General features: G+C 68.9%; 15 protein-coding genes. 1 reads left to right on the top strand and 14 read right to left on the bottom strand.

From position 1 onward, the window contains the following. The coding region (locus Q0D45_RS05495) for an OsmC family protein (protein WP_293389582.1) at window positions 1–365 on the top strand (365 nt) is incomplete at its 5' end. Between the two features lie 56 nt (window positions 366–421). Here Q0D45_RS05495 and Q0D45_RS05490 read toward each other — a convergent pair. From Q0D45_RS05490 to Q0D45_RS05425, 14 genes are all read right to left on the bottom strand, one after another. After that, a complete protein-coding gene (locus Q0D45_RS05490) occupies window positions 422–667 on the bottom strand; it encodes a hypothetical protein (protein ID WP_293389579.1) in 246 nt (81 codons plus the stop codon). A gap of 73 nt (window positions 668–740) precedes the next feature. Next, window positions 741–1,187 (bottom strand): hypothetical protein, encoded by a 447-nt coding sequence (locus tag Q0D45_RS05485; protein WP_293389576.1) that lies wholly within the window; start codon window positions 1,185–1,187, stop codon window positions 741–743. Window positions 1,188–1,206: 19 nt separating this feature from the next. Continuing rightward, the gene (locus Q0D45_RS05480) at window positions 1,207–2,013 is read right to left on the bottom strand and encodes a hypothetical protein (protein ID WP_293389573.1); all 807 of its coding nucleotides are present in this window, start codon (window positions 2,011–2,013) and stop codon (window positions 1,207–1,209) included. A 264-nt stretch (window positions 2,014–2,277) separates the two neighbouring features. Next, on the bottom strand, window positions 2,278–3,357 hold the full coding sequence (locus tag Q0D45_RS05475) for an OmpA family protein (protein WP_293389570.1): 1,080 nt from the start codon (window positions 3,355–3,357) through the stop codon (window positions 2,278–2,280). A 2-nt stretch (window positions 3,358–3,359) separates the two neighbouring features. Further along, complete coding sequence (locus Q0D45_RS05470) at window positions 3,360–3,971, bottom strand: hypothetical protein (RefSeq protein ID WP_293389567.1); 612 nt, start codon at window positions 3,969–3,971, stop codon at window positions 3,360–3,362. Window positions 3,972–3,973: 2 nt separating this feature from the next. After that, on the bottom strand, window positions 3,974–4,462 hold the full coding sequence (locus tag Q0D45_RS05465; protein WP_293389564.1) for a hypothetical protein: 489 nt from the start codon (window positions 4,460–4,462) through the stop codon (window positions 3,974–3,976). 88 nt (window positions 4,463–4,550) lie between these two features. Further along, the gene (locus Q0D45_RS05460) at window positions 4,551–5,135 is read right to left on the bottom strand and encodes a hypothetical protein (protein WP_293389561.1); all 585 of its coding nucleotides are present in this window, start codon (window positions 5,133–5,135) and stop codon (window positions 4,551–4,553) included. Continuing rightward, a complete protein-coding gene (locus Q0D45_RS05455; RefSeq protein ID WP_293389559.1) occupies window positions 5,132–6,697 on the bottom strand; it encodes a hypothetical protein in 1,566 nt (521 codons plus the stop codon). The genes Q0D45_RS05460 and Q0D45_RS05455 overlap by 4 nt, the downstream gene beginning before the upstream one ends. A gap of 56 nt (window positions 6,698–6,753) precedes the next feature. After that, on the bottom strand, window positions 6,754–6,960 hold the full coding sequence (locus tag Q0D45_RS05450) for a hypothetical protein (protein ID WP_293389557.1): 207 nt from the start codon (window positions 6,958–6,960) through the stop codon (window positions 6,754–6,756). Then, window positions 6,957–7,262 carry a hypothetical protein gene (locus Q0D45_RS05445; RefSeq protein ID WP_293389555.1) on the bottom strand — a complete coding sequence of 102 codons (306 nt, stop codon included), beginning with the start codon at window positions 7,260–7,262 and terminating at the stop codon, window positions 6,957–6,959. The genes Q0D45_RS05450 and Q0D45_RS05445 overlap by 4 nt, the downstream gene beginning before the upstream one ends. Then, a complete protein-coding gene (locus Q0D45_RS05440; protein ID WP_293389553.1) occupies window positions 7,259–7,606 on the bottom strand; it encodes a hypothetical protein in 348 nt (115 codons plus the stop codon). Before Q0D45_RS05440 ends, Q0D45_RS05445 begins: the two co-directional genes overlap by 4 nt. A 10-nt stretch (window positions 7,607–7,616) precedes the next feature. Further along, entirely contained in the window at window positions 7,617–8,390 is a 774-nt protein-coding gene (locus Q0D45_RS05435) for a CsgG/HfaB family protein (protein ID WP_293389551.1), read from the bottom strand. A gap of 86 nt (window positions 8,391–8,476) precedes the next feature. Further along, window positions 8,477–11,821: a PKD domain-containing protein gene (locus Q0D45_RS05430; RefSeq protein ID WP_293389550.1), complete on the bottom strand. Its 3,345-nt coding sequence runs from the start codon at window positions 11,819–11,821 to the stop codon at window positions 8,477–8,479. A gap of 101 nt (window positions 11,822–11,922) precedes the next feature. Next, a complete protein-coding gene (locus Q0D45_RS05425) occupies window positions 11,923–14,610 on the bottom strand; it encodes a serine/threonine-protein kinase (RefSeq protein ID WP_293389548.1) in 2,688 nt (895 codons plus the stop codon). Window positions 14,611–14,654 lie beyond the last annotated feature (44 nt).

The raw sequence follows: 14,654 nt of genomic DNA, 5'->3' as shown, positions 1-14,654 counted from the left end.
CGCTGCCTTCGGATGAGCCCCTGGCGCTGGGGGGCAGCAACACGGCGCCGAATCCGGTGGAGCAGTTGCTGGGCGCGCTCGGCAACTGTCTTGCGGTGGGGTATGCAGCGAATGCGCGACTGCAGGGGATCACGCTGGAATCCCTGCGCATCCGGCTGGAGGGCGACATCGATCTGCATGCCTTTCTCGGGCTGGTGACCGGCGGCAATGCCGGTTACGAGGCGATCCGTGTCTCGGTGGAACTCAAGTCGGATGCTCCGCGCGAACAGTTGCAGGCCTTGCACCAGAAGGTGGTGGGCAGCTCGCCGGTCGGCCACAGCCTGACCCGCGCGGTGCCGCTTCGGATCAACTTGCGCGAAGACTGATGGCGCGTAGCCTGGGTGCACCCCCTAGCCGTTCATTACATCAAGTGAACGGCTAGCTAGCGGCGCGGTTGGGCAACCCCCTTGCGCTGGGGCGATGGCGTCATCTCGATGACGATGCCGGCGCGCTGCTGGTACCGGTCCTGCGCGGTGGACTGTGATTGAGCTGCCAGCGGCACGGCTGACGGCGATGCAGCCACTGTCGGCGCTTTTTGCTGGCGCTGGATCCTGTGGTCCTGTGCAGAGGCGTTTGAAGCAAGCAGCAGCGCCATGGAGCCAAACTGAAATCGAATTGCAGGGTTCATCGACAGTCTCCGAAGGAAAAGTGACGCGGGGTCATCTACCCCAACGCAAGCCGCTGCCGAAACCGGACATGGCTCAGCCCAGCGACAGGAACAGCACCAGGCAAGTTGGCAACACCCACAACGCCCTGCGCCCGGCCGGCATCGCCGCTGCGAACAGCAGCAGCAACAGACAGGCGGCCGTGCGCACCGGGCCGAGCAGCCAGCTGAGCGGGTCATAGACCTGGGCCAGATACAGGCGCTGCGCCGGGTGGACGCGCATCGGCAATTCCTCGCCGACTCGATAGAAGCGACCGCCAGGAAGCCGCGTGCTCTTGAATCGGTGAGATTCCATGCGCGGATCGACCACCGCGCGGCCGAGAAAACAGTTGGCGCGATGGCGCGTCACGCAACTGTCCTGCGCCACCGTCACCATGCCGACCACCGGCTCACCGGCCTGCAGCAGCCAGAAGCGCATGCCGAGCTGGAACGCGAGGACGGCCAGCGGAAGCGTGCAGGTCCACAGCAGGATCAGACGATGCACCGGCCGGCCACTCAGCACGCTAGCGGCCGACGACGCCGACGCCGGGCACGCCGAGCCCCAGGCAATAGGTCTGCTGCTTCTTGGCCCGGAACACGCAGGCGTCACCGCCGCCGACCGCGCTATTGAAGCCGGCGCGGAACACGCCGTCACCGGTCGGATCGCGGCTGGTGACATTGCCGCCCTCGGAATTCTCGCTCTTGCCGATGGTCACCACCGCGGCGCCGCTCTTGTTGTAGGCGGCGACCATGCGATCGGCGCCGATCAGGCCGGAGCCCACCGTGCCGTCGCTGGCGAAGGCGTGGACGACGCCAGAGCCGTCGCTGTTGGCTGCGAGCGCCGCCGAATTCTTGGCGCCATTGCCGACGGTGACGATGCCCGCCCCCGGTGTCGCCGGATTTTCGCCCGCCGCGGCGACCTGCTTGCCGCCCTTGTCGTAGAGCCGCAGTGCCACGCCCTTGCCGGGCACAGCGCCCAGGCCCGCTGCGGGCTGGCCGTTCTTCTCCACCACCACACCCAGGTCGGTGGCCGACGCCACCAGCGTCACGTTATTGGGTTCGCCGTTGAACACTTCGACGGTGGCCTTACCGTTGCCGGCGGACATCTGCACGATCGCCTCGCGGTTCTGCACGCCTACGCGCGCCGGCGAGCCGGGGTTGGCAATCAGCGCCACGAGGTTGGCGTTGTCGCTGCCCAGCAGCAGTGTGCCGTCGGCCGACAGCCGCAGGATCGGCTTGCCGCCGGCACCCAGCACAGTCAGTGGCGCCTTCAGCATCCCGCTTTCGATAGCGGCGACGCGGGCCTCGAGCGCGGCGATCCTTTCATCCATCGTCTCAGGGCGTGTTTGTACTTCGCCTTTTTCGTCGAAGACCTGAACGCGGCGCGGTACCTGAGGCATCTGCGACGCTGGCACCGGCACACCGTCCGCGCCAAAGACCATCCTGGCGCTTGACTTCGGAGTCGGTGGCAGGGCTTTCAGGTCGGCTTGTTCGGCACCGGTAGCCGTCCACGAAGCGCTAGACAGCAGGGCGACGCAGACCACAAAGGAAGCAGTACGAATGGAGGTCATTTCAGTTTCCGGGGGGGAAGAGAGTCACTGCGCCACCAGCTCGACTCGCCGGTTCTGCGCGCGGCCTTCCAGCGTGGTGTTGGCCGCCTGCGGCCGCGTAGCGCCGTAGCCCTGCGCGCTCAGGCGCGCGGCGAGTTCGGGGTTGATGCTGATCAAGGCTGCGCGCACCGACTCGGCCCGCGCGCGGGACAAGGCGAGATTCTTCGCTGTGTCGCCGACAATGTCGGTGTGGCCCTCGAGCGTCAGAGTGCCGGGCGCTTCACCCGCAGCCTCGGCGATCGTCCGCACCGCAGCGGCGGATTCCGGCTTGAGCATGGCGCTGCCGAAATCGAAGAACAGGCCCGGCAGGGTGACGCGCTTCTTCGCCTTCAGCGTCTCGCCCAGTTGCTTGTTGTCCGGCACCGGGAAGTCGATGCGCACCACGCGCAAGCTGGCCGTACCGATGCGCCACTGCAGCGTGATCGGGTTGTTCGCGTCGTCGAGCAAGCTCAGCTCGGCATCCAGCGTCTGCCCGCTTTTGGCGGTGAAGCGACCACCGGCAACGATCACCGGCAGGCTCGAAATCTGGCCATTGACCAGCACCGACAGCGTGCCCGCGGAGCGCCGCGCCAGCTCGCCCTTGTAGCTGGCGCCGGGATTGGCCATCAGCGCCGCCGCCAAGCCGATCGCTGATTCCTGTGCGCCCGGCATGGCCGCCAGCGCATCCGCCATCCAGTGGTCTTCGCCGACCAGCGCAAAGCGGCTCTTGCCGGCGGCTTTCAGCTCGGCCAGCACCTGCACGGACGCGCCAAGCGCGGTGGTGCCGGGATAGTCCTCGTCGGTGTCGGCTTCGAAGCGGCTGCGATAGGTGTGCGCGGCGAGCAGGTCGGCGTCGTGCAGCAGGCGTTCGCTGTCGATCGAGCGCGGCCTGCCGGCGTCGCCGGGCACGCTGGCCGAATAGCGCAGCCGCCAGCCATCGCCCTCGCGGCCGGCCAGGCGTTTGCGCGACTCGTAATCGCCGGCGGGACCGGCAATGGCCGTGGTCACGGTCAGGCCCTCGACCAACGGCACGCCCGCCGTGCACACGCCAGGCAGCAAGGCGAGACCGAACAGTGCGGCGCGCACGATCACAGCTGTGCCACCGCGCTGCGCGCCAGCGTTTCCAGGCGCTGCGCCAGACCTTGAAGCTTGTCGGTGCCGGTAACGTTGAGCGTCAGCACCCGCGTGCCCTTGCGCAGCACCAGTTGCTGGGCGCCGACCTGGTGCGAACCGAAGCTTGCACCGAAGCTGGCGGCCGACAGCCAGGCCTCGTCGCCGAGCGCATCGAGATCCTGGCCCGACTTTTTGGTCTTCTCGCCGATCCGGCTGTTGACCGTGCCGGCGAGATTGCCCGGCTGGCCGGCGATGCCGTTGAACACCGCCTGCGCCATGGCGAGGTCTTCGTTATCGCCGACGATCAGCGTCAGCATGGTGATATTGCCGACCCCGGCCGAGCTGCCGTACATGCAGGCCTCCGGTTCCTCGGTCATCAGGCTGGCTTCGCTGCCGAGCACGGTGCTGGCCTGTTCGGCGGACAGCAGGCTGCAGGCGGCCGGCAACGGGCTTTCTGCAGGTGGCTGCGCCTGCGCCTGCTCGAACGAAGGCCAGGCGGAAGCGTCGGCGGCGGGCGACTCCTTGCCGCAAGCAGAGAGCACGAGCAACGGCAACAGCACGAACAAGCTGCGATGCATGGCGTTCATGCTCAGAGCTTCGGCACGGTCACGCCGCTGTAGCGGTTGACGATGCGCACCTTGCCGGCGGCCTGCGCGTAGATCAGGCCGTCCTGGCCGATGTAGGCCTTGCTGGTGCCCGGCTCCGCGCCGGGAATGGTCAGCCGGTATTCGACCACCGTGGTGGCGACGCCGTCGACGGTTTCGCTGCCGAGCTTCCGGCAGTTGTCGATCTTGCTGCTGCCCTTGCGGATGTCGGCGACCATGCTGCGTTCGATCGCGCCGAAGCCGCTGTGCGCCTTGCGCCATTTGGCTGTCGGTGAATCGCGGCTGTACATCACGCCGTCGACGATGATCGCTTCCAGCCGGATGCCGTCGGACTCGCTGATGGTCTGGCGCGCCGGCTGCTCGGCGGTTTTCTCGGCGGCCTTCACGTATAGCTCGCAGGTGGCGTCGAAGGCTTGCGCGGGTGCTGCGGCGGCAACGGCCGTCAGCGCCAGCAGGCAGAAAGCTTTTTTCATGGGATCAGCTCCGGTGGTGTTCATGACAGCGAACGTGGCGGCGGGCCGAAACCGGACATCGGCGCGGTGCGCGCCGTGAACGGCGGCACTACTTCGGCATCACCGACGGCGTGGTGGTGCCGTCTCGGCTGCTGCCGCTGAAGAAGGGAACCAGCGTGTTGGCCTCGTCGGCGCGCTTCAGCCAGTGGCTGTACGACTTGCCGCTGATGAAGCCCATGTTCGGCACGCTGTAGCCGTGGCGATGAGTGGCCATCAACTGCTCGCTGACCCGCATGCGCACCTGCAGGTCGTCCATCTGCCGGATCAGCTCGGCGACCCGCTTGCGCAGGATCGCGATCTGTTGCTGCTCCGGCATGCTGCCTTCCGGCAGCTGGCTTTCCATGCGCCGGTCGTGATCCGCCGCGGAAACCGCCGGGCCTGGCGGCACGCGCAGCGCCTGGTAGCCGTCCGGCACCTGCGATGCCTGAACTTCATGGCTATCGATCGCAGCCGGCTCGGGTGGCATCGGCTGCTGCATGCGGGGCAGCTGGCGGCGCTGCATCGGCGGCGCCTGGGTCGTGGTGGCGGGCGCCGTCAGATTCCAGTTCGGAGGCTCCTGGGTTTGCGCACCGGCACTGGCACTGAAGCCCAGCACCAGCACGCACAGGCCGCGCGGCAGCAAGGGCCGGCTCACAGGCTCATCCCGCGCGGCACCAGCGCCTTCAGGTTCAACGAGTAATTGCAGTAGCCGTACTGGGAAATCTCGACTTGCGCATAAGGCCCGGTCAGCAGATGGAAACCGATCTCGCGCCTGACCGTGGTCACCGGCTGGTTCATTCGCCAGTCCACCGTCACCGTGGCCGCCGGACGTTCACCGGGCGCGCGGGTGAGGTCATGAAGATCGCCACCGACATTGACGCTGATGCTGCTCAGCCCGGTGTGCTGACGCTCGATCCATTCCGCCGAGCCGGACACCCGCGCCCATTCCGGCAACTGCACCTGGAACACGTCGCGGCCGGCGACCAGTTGGTCGGAAAGATGGATGGCGGCAGCGCCCAGCAGCACCGGCTGCGTGGTCCACGGCAGCAGCAGCATGGCCAGGGTTGGCGGTGGCACGGCCGACGCACCGCCGTCGAAAGCCGAACACAGACCGGGCGCGGCGCAGTCACGCAGCGCGATCATTCGCGACGGAATGTCCTGCTCGACCCAGCTCGGCTCGAAGCGCGCCGGCCGGATCTGCGACAGCACCTGATCGTTGCGCAGCACGGTCACCCGCGCTTCGCCGATCGCCAGGCCACTGATGTCCGCCGGCAGCTTGGCCAGCAGCTTGTCGTCCTGCCATTCCAGCGGCGTCAGGGTCAGCGTGCCGACCGGCGCCGGCAAGGTGATCTGCACGCTGCCGCGCGCCCGGCCGAAACAGCTGCCGCGCAGGATGAACTCGCCATCCGGCGTCAGCCGGTCGCCATCGGCGAGCAGGCGGCTGATTCTTGGCGTATCGCCGAACGCCTTGCACCAGGCTGCAGGATCATCGCGGTAGCGGATCGCAGCCGTTGCACCTGCGCCTGGCGACACTCTGCGGATCGAATCGCCGCCGTTGCGCTGTACCGCGATGGGCGCCACGCCAGCGAAGGATCGACGGCTCTGCAGTTGAGCGTTGCCGCGCACGGTCTGATCGCGGGCATTGCCATCGGCGCTGCTGCCGATGCTGTCGATGTTGTCTGGCGTCAGCTTCAGGTACTGCGCGCGCAAGGCCTGATTGCCGCGCATCACCGTGTCCGCCTGGGTCGTCCGGATCGCCAGACGCTGTGGCTGCGCGCGGCCTGCGCCTTCGATCACCGGCGCCAGCAGCGCGCGCTGCGCTTCGGCTGCGGGAACCGTGCGGCCGCCACTCTGCACCGGCGTGTCCGGCGCAGCACTGAGCAGTTCGAAGATGCCCTGGCCGGCGCTGGTTACAGCGCTGTCCTGCGTTGCCACTTTCGGCAGAACTCGACGTTGTATCTGCGGCTGGACCATCGGTGCGCTCATCGACGATGGCGGCGCGCCCCAGTCCGGAGCCTGCTGTGGCTGCTGGCTGTCAGCGTTGCGCACGGAAGTCTGGCTCGGTGCGCGGTTCCAGGACTGCACAGTAGCTGGCGACTGTGTGGCGCCTGCATTGCGCTGGCCGGGGATGGTCGACGGCGCTGGCTGCGCGAGGGCCGTCGTCGCGGACAAGGACAGGAAACAGGCAGCGAGCAGCGGGTGGATGGGCTGGTTCATCGATTTGCTCCGGGGTACTTGCAGGAGCAAACGCAATCGATCGCGAGAAGCGGACATCAGCGCGCGAGTTTTCTGTGCAGCCAGCAGAACAGGCCGAGGTTGAAGCCGATCAGCAGCAGCTTGATCAGCAGCGCCGGCAGCAGCTGCGCGCTGATCGCCCAAGCATCGGCGGACAGATAGCGCAGCGCCAAGCCCAGCTGCAGGAGCTGCAGCAGCAGCGCCGCAGCCAGCAGCAGCCGCAGGCCGTGCAGCGCCAGCCTCACCACCAGCCACCGCGCCAGGGCGGCATCGCCGTCTGTGGCTCGTAGCGAGGCTGGTACGGCGCCAGCGCGCACCAGTCGATCGTGCGATCGGCGGCTGCCGCAGACGGCTCGCGCGGCGGACAGGCCGGCGCTCGTTGACGACGATCGAAGTCATCGCGGAACCCCTGCAGGCCATAGGGTGACGCGAAGACCAGCGGCGGCAGGGTCGAAGGCGCCATCGGCTGTGGTACTTCCGCAGGCGGCATGGCCTGCGCCGACACCGCCAGCAGCAGGCCGATGGCCCAAGGCGTGCGGCGCTTCATCTCGGCGCCGGCGGCGCGGCGTCCGGATAGGGATCGGGATAAGTGTTGTAGACGGCGCCGCCAGCGCCGCCCCAATCGATGCCCGACGCTGCCGGCGTGGCTTGCCGCTTGCGCTTCGGCGTCAGCGCCGCCGGCGGCTGCACATCCGGCACCACGGCGGTGCTCGGGCCCTGATTGGGAATCGTCGATGGTGCGGCGACGCCACCCTGCCCGTACGGAGATTGTCCATACGAGGGCTGGCCATAAGCGTCATACGAGCCGTAAGGATCGGCACTGCCGTAGCCCGACTGGGCAGCAGCGGGCAAGGCCATGAACGCGGCGAGGAGCATCAAGGAAGCGCGCATGCCGGCGTCCTCAACCGCCGGCCTGGGCGACGCTGCTGTCGAAGCGCAGCAGCAGCTGGCGCACGCTTTCCTCGATCGCTTCGCGCAATGCGGCATCGAAGCTGTCCTTGCGGGTCGACTGGTGCTGGACTTCCGGCATGTACGGCGAGGTGGATTTGCCGTTCTCGGCCATCACCCGATTGACCAGCGCGCCGAGGCCGCCGACGCTGATCGCCGACCCGCCGAGCGTCTTGCGCACATTGATCGCGTCGACGACATCGCCGGTGGCGGCATCGACGATGCTGACATCGAGCCCCAGCTCATCCTGGTTGCTGGCGCCGCCGAGCTGGAAGCCGCCGATGTTGATGCCATTGCTGCTGGTACCGGCGCCGCCGTTCAGCTCGGTGATCTCGGCCTGGAAGATGTACTCGGCGCCGCGCAACTGCTGTTGCGCGCTATTGCCGCTGGTCTGGCCGGCGGCGTTCATCTGCTTCTCGCGGACCACACCGCGATCGAGCTGGGCACGCTCGACGACTCTGAACTGGCCACTCTTGACCAGCGCCGTCTTGAACTGCTCGGTGGCGCCGCGCGGCGGCAGTTCCTGCAGATTGCTGGTGACCTCGTAGATCGCCACCGCCACGCGCTGCTCGGGGCTCTTGCGTGGCAGCTTGGTCAGCGCCTGGTGGCTGGCACTGCGGTCGGCCTGCGCCGGGGCCGTGCTGGCACAGCCGGCCAGGGTCCCGGACAGGGTCAGGGTGGCAGCGAGGGCAAGCGCGGCAGCTTGCACGGCAGGGATCAGGTTCATCGGCGCGGCTCCGTCACAGGGGTTGTACCCGAGCAAACGCAGCGCGCCGCCCAAACCGGACATCGTCGTTGGTGATGCTGTCTGGCTCATGGCGTCAGCCGCAGCAGCGAGACGCGGTTGCGCGAGGTGCTGCCGTCCATGGAGGAGGCCTCGATCGCCTGGTACAGCACGCCGCCGATATTCAGCAGGCGCTGCTGGCGGCCGCTGTCGGGCACGTAGCCACTGGCCCGATTGCCGGGCGAGAACGGCACGACCGCGCCGTCATCGGCACCGAATGGGCGGTAGCGGTCAGCGGCGTCGCTGGCTTGTACCAGCGGCGTGTTGGTGAAGCGGCCGTTGACCGAGGCTACCCGGGCCCAGCCCAGCGTGGCCTCGTCGCCCAGCATCGCGAAAGCGATTTCCGGCTGCAGCGAGCCGTTGACCGGAATGCCGGCGGCGGCACCGGCCGTCCACTGGCTGCCGTCGTAACGAAACACCGCCACCGACTGGCGATTGCCGCCGGCCACGATCGGCTGACCGCTGGCCGTGAAGCGCAGCAAAGGGTCGTACTCCGCACCCTGGCCCGCCGGTGCCGGCAAACGGCCCTGATCGGGACCGACGGCCTGCCAGGCGCCCGGCCCCGACTGCGGCCCTGGCCCAGCCACGTAGCGCAACACGCGCGCCGCCTCGGCTGTCGAACGCTGGCTGCTGGCGACGTAGGCCTGGCCGTCCGGCGCCAGCTGCAGGTCGAACTGCTCGCCGTCGAATGGATCGGATGCGGCCAACGGCGCCGCTATCCCGGTCCAGGCGCTGCCGTCGTAACGCCTGACTTCGAACTGGAAGTCCGACTGCGCGCTGCGCAGCGCCACCAGCGGGCGATCGTCGCCATCGACGCGGATCAGCACGCGGGCGGTCGTGCAGGAGGCTCGGCCAGGGTTCTGGCCAAGCACGCCCTGGTCAGGCCCCAGCGTCTGCCAGGCGCTGCCCGAGTAGCGCTGCACCACGGTCCGGATACCGGCGCTGCCGAGCGCTTCGGTGTAGGCCAGCAGCGGCCGGTTGCTGCTGTCGAAGGCCAGGCTGGCGGCATTGGCGCCGCTGAAGCCGCAGTTGCGCGGCACGATGCCGGTGAGTTCGCCGGCGGCTTCGAGCCACTCGCTGCCGCTCCAGCGGCGCAGCACCAGCGCCTGCCGCGCGCTGCCGCCTTCGCTGTAGTCGCGCGACAGCAGCAGCACCGGCTGACCGGCACGGTCGGCGACCAGGTCCAGCAGCTTGTAACCGTCGAGCACCGCGCCCTGCGGCAGCCAGTGGCTGAGTTCGGCGGACAGATTGAGCGGCCAGGTCAGGCCATCGATGCTGGCGGCTTCCAGCACGTAAGTGCCGATGCTGGCCGGCAGCGAGCGCTGCAGGAAGCTGAAGCTGCTGGCATTGCCATCGGCCGGGAAGTTGAAGACCTCGCTGCCGTCGGGCTCGCGCAAACGATAGTGCACGCGGTTTTCGCGCAGGCCGAAGTGCAGCGTGCGCGCCGCTTCGACGTTGAAGCTGGTGCGCAATACCGTCAGTTCCGGCTGGCTGCGGTTCAAGTCCAGCGGCAGCGGCAGCGTTTCGGCCTGATCGCTGCCGAGCAGTTCGATACGCAGGCGCGCCGTCGTCGGCGTGTCGCCGGTCGGCAGCAGTTCCACGCGGTGCTCGCCGTTCGCCGCCAGCAGCACGGTCAAACCGGCTTGCAGATTGCCGCCGGCCACCGGCAACAGGCCCCGGAACACGCGGAGCTCGCCCTGCACCGGAGCGCCGCTGCCGGTCGGCGTCACGGTGACGCGCAGCCAGCGGAAGCCCTGCCCTTCAAGACGGAAGCTCTGCGTTTCACCGGCTTCGAAGCGACGTTCGGCCTCGAACGGCAGGGTGATCGCCTCGCCATCGCCGCCGCCGGTTTCCAGCGGCCGCATCTTCACCACCACTTCGCTTTCGGTACTGCCGGCAGCGAGCGTGGCGCTGCCGGTGAAACTACCGTTCAGGGCGGTGACGGTGAAGCGGATCGGCGCATTGGCCGGCAGTGCAAGGACGTCGCCGCCGACCGGCACCGCACCGTAGGCCGAGAAGCCGGGCAGCGGCGGTGGCGGCGGTTCCGCCTGGCTGCCGAAGCGGGCCGGTGCGTGGGCCGGCGCGCCTCGTGCTGCACCCTGGGGCGGGATGCCGCGGTCCATCTCGGCCAGCCAGTTGCAGAGCACGGCAGTGGCAAAATGATCACGTGCCCCCGGCACGCCGATGTCGTCGTCGTAGACACAGCGGCCGCGCACACCGGGACTGCGCAGCACGAAGGGAATGTCGGCATTCCACGGCGAGAAGTGCGACACCGTCGCGCGCAGCGCCATGCCGGTGGGCGCAGCGGCGGCGGCCACCACTTCACCCTCGCCTTCCTGCACCCAGAGCCCGGAGGTTTCGCTCAGCGACCACAGCGGCAGGCGCTCGCCGACCGCGATCACAGCGCCGCCAAGCCGCTGCGTGGCGTACAGCGGCAGCAGGATTTCCGCCGGCTTGCCGGGCGCCAGCTGCAGCCGCTGGCCGCCTTGGCTGAGCACGAAATCGGTAGTGCCGTAGCTGACGATCGGCTGGACGACGGCATTGGCATCGATCCCGGCGAACTGGCCGGGGAAGCCGCCAGCATTGGGCAAGGTGATGTCGATCGGCGTCATCGTGATGTCCACCGCACCGCTGACCGGAACCCCGGCGGCGGTGACCAGCGCGGCCGGCGGCAACTGGATGCGGACGCCGTCGCGGCCGCTCAGCACGCCGCCGGCCGCGGCATCGGCCAAGGTCTGCGCCGGCTCGCCGGCACGCATCGCCACGACGAAGCTGGTGTCTTCGCCACTGCCTTCGGGGAAGTTCAGGGTCTGGACCTGGTCGACATAGCCGCTGCGGCTGAAGCGCAGGGTTTGCGGCACGCCGATGCCCAGCGCCAGCGACAGCCGGCCGTCGCCGTCGGTGACGCCGGTGGTAGCGCCGGCGCGCACGCCGACCTCGGCCAGCGCGCTGCCATCGAGTGCGGTGACCCGGCCGCTGACCGCCTGCGTCCGTGCCGGCCCCGGCGCCGGCGCGACGGTGATCGTGTGGCTGAGGCTGCCGCTGGCGCCCGCGGGATCGGTCGCGGTCAGCGTCACCGGGTAGCTGCCGGCGCTGTCGAACACGTGCGCCAGACGCCCGCCACCGCCGCGCAGGCCGTCACCGAAATCCCAGTGCAGGCTGAGCGCATCGCCATCCGGATCGCTGGACGCGCTGCCGTCGAACGCCAGCGGCTGGCCGGCGATCACCGTGGCGGGCGCTGCGAACTGCGCGACCGGCGCGCGATTGCCGGCCGGTGGTGGTGGTGGCGGTGCGGGGGTTCCCGGCGCAGCGCCATCGCAGCCCGCCAGCAGGGCGAGGACGACGGCGATCGGCAGGATGCGGGCAAAGGTCATGGCGTGGGCTTCCGGGCGTGATGGCTCACCCCTGCAAACGCAACCGCGCGCCCAAACCGGACATCGTTCCTTCAGGGAACCGAGGCCGCTGACGGCCGGGTTCAGCGTGCCGCTGCCACCTCGCTGCGCAACCGGTCCATAGAGGCCTGCAGGTTCCGATCACGCAGGCCGGTGGCTCGCGACCATAGCGCCTGTGCCTGATCGCTGGCCTTGCGTGCGTCCGCCACAGCACCCGCCTGCAGCAGCAGACTGGCGCGGCCCGCCCAGGCCAGCGCGACGGCTTCGGTCTGGCGACTACCGGCCTTGTCGATCACCTGATCGAAGGCAGCAGCGGCCTGCTCCCGGTCTTTCAGTGCCAGCCAGGCCCGGCCACGCAGTTCGTAATAGGCCAGCGTATCGGCACGACCGGCGAGCGCCTCTGCCGAGAAGAACGCATGCGCCGCGTCGAGCGCAGGACGGGCCTGATCGGCGCGGCCCAGTTGCGCGTAGGCGAGACCGAGCAGCAGTTGCACCGTGGGCTGCTCCGGCGGATAGCTGCCGGGCTTGCGGTACTCGCGATCGGCCTGTTCGAGCCAGCGCGCGGCGTCTGCCGGCCGGCCTTCGGCGAGCAGGCGTTCGCCGTAGAGCCGATGGGCGAAGGCATCGTCCGGGTACTCGCTCCAGTCCGCGGGGATCAGCGGCATCAGTGCGGCGAACATGGCGTCGGCGCGTGCGGTATCGCCAGCGAGATGCACGGCGCGAGCGTGGCTGGCCTCCATGCGCCAGTACCAGCCATCGTCGAGTGCGCCGGTGCGGCGCAGCAGTTCGGTGGCGCGTGCGTAGGCCTGATCGGCTTCAGCCGCCTGACCAAGCTGCAGGCAGGCATTGCCGAGGTTGCCCCAGTAGGCGGCCAGCTGCAGATCGTTGGTGTCCTTGACGCCGCCGTGGATCTCGATGGCGCGCAGGGTGTCGGCCTTGGCGGTCGCGTAGTCCTCGTCGTGATAGGCGTTGGTGGCGCGGTTGGCGATGGCGGTGCCGTAGTCGGCATGGGTGGGCGCGTACTTCTCCAGCAGCCGCACCGCTTCGTCGAGCGCGTGGCGGCGTTCAGCGGCGCTGCCTTCGCGATAGGTCAGCACCGCCTCCTTGCTGATCCACCAGGCGGCGCGCAGCTCGCTCTCGTCGTGGCCGCCACGGGTGAGCAGCGGGTCGATGCGTGCGAGCAGCGCATCGGCGGCCTCGAACTCGCTGCGGTTGACGTAGCGGCTGGCGTCGAACAGCAGCCATCGCAGATAGATCGCGTGGGTTTCGCCGTACAGCGCGCGGCCCATCGCTTCGCGACGGCTCTGCATCGCTGCGCTGCGCGCGTCGTTGTCGTAAAGCAGAACCATGTCGGTGATCACGCCGTACAGCTCCACCTGGGTCAGCGGATCATCGGCGAACTCGCGTTCGACTCTATCGGCGCCGAGTTCCAGCAGCTCGCGCGCAGTGATCTCGCCGCGCGGCTTGTCGGACGCGATGCGCGGATCGTTGGCGATGAACAGGCTGACCAGGAAGTCCTTGGTGGCGTCGGCACGGCGGGCCTGCTCCGCGGTGCGCTGCGCCTGCCAGAGCACGCCGCCGATACCCACCGCCAGGCTCGCCAGCAGCAGCCCACCGACGGCGACACCGCGACGATTGCGGCGCAGGAACTTGCCCGCGCGTTGTCGGCGGCTGATACGCCGCGCACTGATCGGCTGGTGGGCGAGATGGCGCACCAGATCGGCCGCGAAGCTTTCCATCGAGGCGTAGCGCCGCGTCGGGTCCGGCTCCAGCGCCTTGGCGAGAATGGCGTCGAGATCGCCGATCAAAGCGCTGCGCTGCTGGCGATCGACGCGGCTCGATGCCGGCGGCGCTTCCAGATCCTGAGCCAGCAGCTGGCCGACTCTGGACCGCGGCGCAAACGGGCGCTGGCTGGTGAGCAGCTCGTAGAGCATCACGCCGAGCGCGTAGACATCGGTGGCGACGGTGATCGCACCGTCGGCGAGCTGCTCGGGTGCTGCGTAGTCCGGCGTGGCGATGCGGCCGCCGAGCTGGGTCAGCGCGGTGCCGTCTTCAGCCTCGTCGTCGAGCAGCTTGGCGATGCCGAAATCGAGCAGCTTGACCTGCCCGGCCGCCGTGACCAGCACATTGGCCGGCTTCAGATCGCGATGGACGATCAGCCGCGAATGCGCGGCCTGCACCGCTGCCGTCACCTGCAGGATCAGTTCGATCCGCGCCTTGAGGTCCAGCGCTTGTGCCTGGCAATAGACGCCCAGCGGCTCGCCATCGACGAACTCAAGTGCCAGCCAGGGCTGGCCCTGCTCGCCAAGCCCGGCATCGTAGAAACGCGCGATGTTTGGATGGACCAGGCCAGCAAGCACGTTGCGCTCGCGTGCGAAGCGGCGCTGCAGCGCGCCGCTGATCAGGTGCGCATGCGGCAGCTTCAGCGCCACTTCGCGCTGGTAGGCGCCATCGTCACGGCGCGCCAGCCAGACCTGGCCCATGCCGCCGGAACCGAGCGGCCTGATCAGCAGCCAGGGTCCGATCCGATCACCCGCAACGAACGCCGGGGCTGTCTCGACCATCGACATCGGCCGCTCGAACGCCGCACCGGTGGCCTGCAGACCATCGGCCTGCAGTACCGCGACCAGCCAGGGCTGCAATGCCGCATCGTCGGCCGGCAGGGTGTCCAGCCAGGCGCGACGGGCAGCCGTGTCCAGTTCCAGCGCGGTATCGAGCAACGCCGAGAAGCGGGGCCATAACTCGGGGGGACAAGGCAGGGCTTTCATCATTCAGGCAAACGCAATCGGCGCGCCGAAACGGACATCGCCGACGC

The sequence above is a fragment of the Nevskia sp. genome, assembly GCF_023266035.1.
Classification (GTDB): Bacteria; Pseudomonadota; Gammaproteobacteria; order Nevskiales; family Nevskiaceae; genus Nevskia.
This window is presented reverse-complemented; position numbering and strand designations above follow the sequence as displayed.

Excerpts from the sequence above, each read along its gene's own strand:
- Q0D45_RS05490 (WP_293389579.1), bottom strand. The coding sequence starts at position 667 with ATGAACCCTGCAATTCGATTTCAGTTTGGCTCCATGGCGCTGCTGCTT.
- Q0D45_RS05480 (WP_293389573.1), bottom strand. The coding sequence starts at position 2,013 with ATGGATGAAAGGATCGCCGCGCTCGAGGCCCGCGTCGCCGCTATCGAA.
- Q0D45_RS05470 (WP_293389567.1), bottom strand. The coding sequence starts at position 3,971 with ATGAACGCCATGCATCGCAGCTTGTTCGTGCTGTTGCCGTTGCTCGTG.
- Q0D45_RS05465 (WP_293389564.1), bottom strand. The coding sequence starts at position 4,462 with ATGAAAAAAGCTTTCTGCCTGCTGGCGCTGACGGCCGTTGCCGCCGCA.
- Q0D45_RS05455 (WP_293389559.1), bottom strand. The coding sequence starts at position 6,697 with ATGAACCAGCCCATCCACCCGCTGCTCGCTGCCTGTTTCCTGTCCTTG.
- Q0D45_RS05445 (WP_293389555.1), bottom strand. The coding sequence starts at position 7,262 with ATGAAGCGCCGCACGCCTTGGGCCATCGGCCTGCTGCTGGCGGTGTCG.
- Q0D45_RS05440 (WP_293389553.1), bottom strand. The coding sequence starts at position 7,606 with ATGCGCGCTTCCTTGATGCTCCTCGCCGCGTTCATGGCCTTGCCCGCT.
- Q0D45_RS05435 (WP_293389551.1), bottom strand. The coding sequence starts at position 8,390 with ATGAACCTGATCCCTGCCGTGCAAGCTGCCGCGCTTGCCCTCGCTGCC.
- Q0D45_RS05430 (WP_293389550.1), bottom strand. The coding sequence starts at position 11,821 with ATGACCTTTGCCCGCATCCTGCCGATCGCCGTCGTCCTCGCCCTGCTG.
- Q0D45_RS05425 (WP_293389548.1), bottom strand. The coding sequence starts at position 14,610 with ATGATGAAAGCCCTGCCTTGTCCCCCCGAGTTATGGCCCCGCTTCTCG.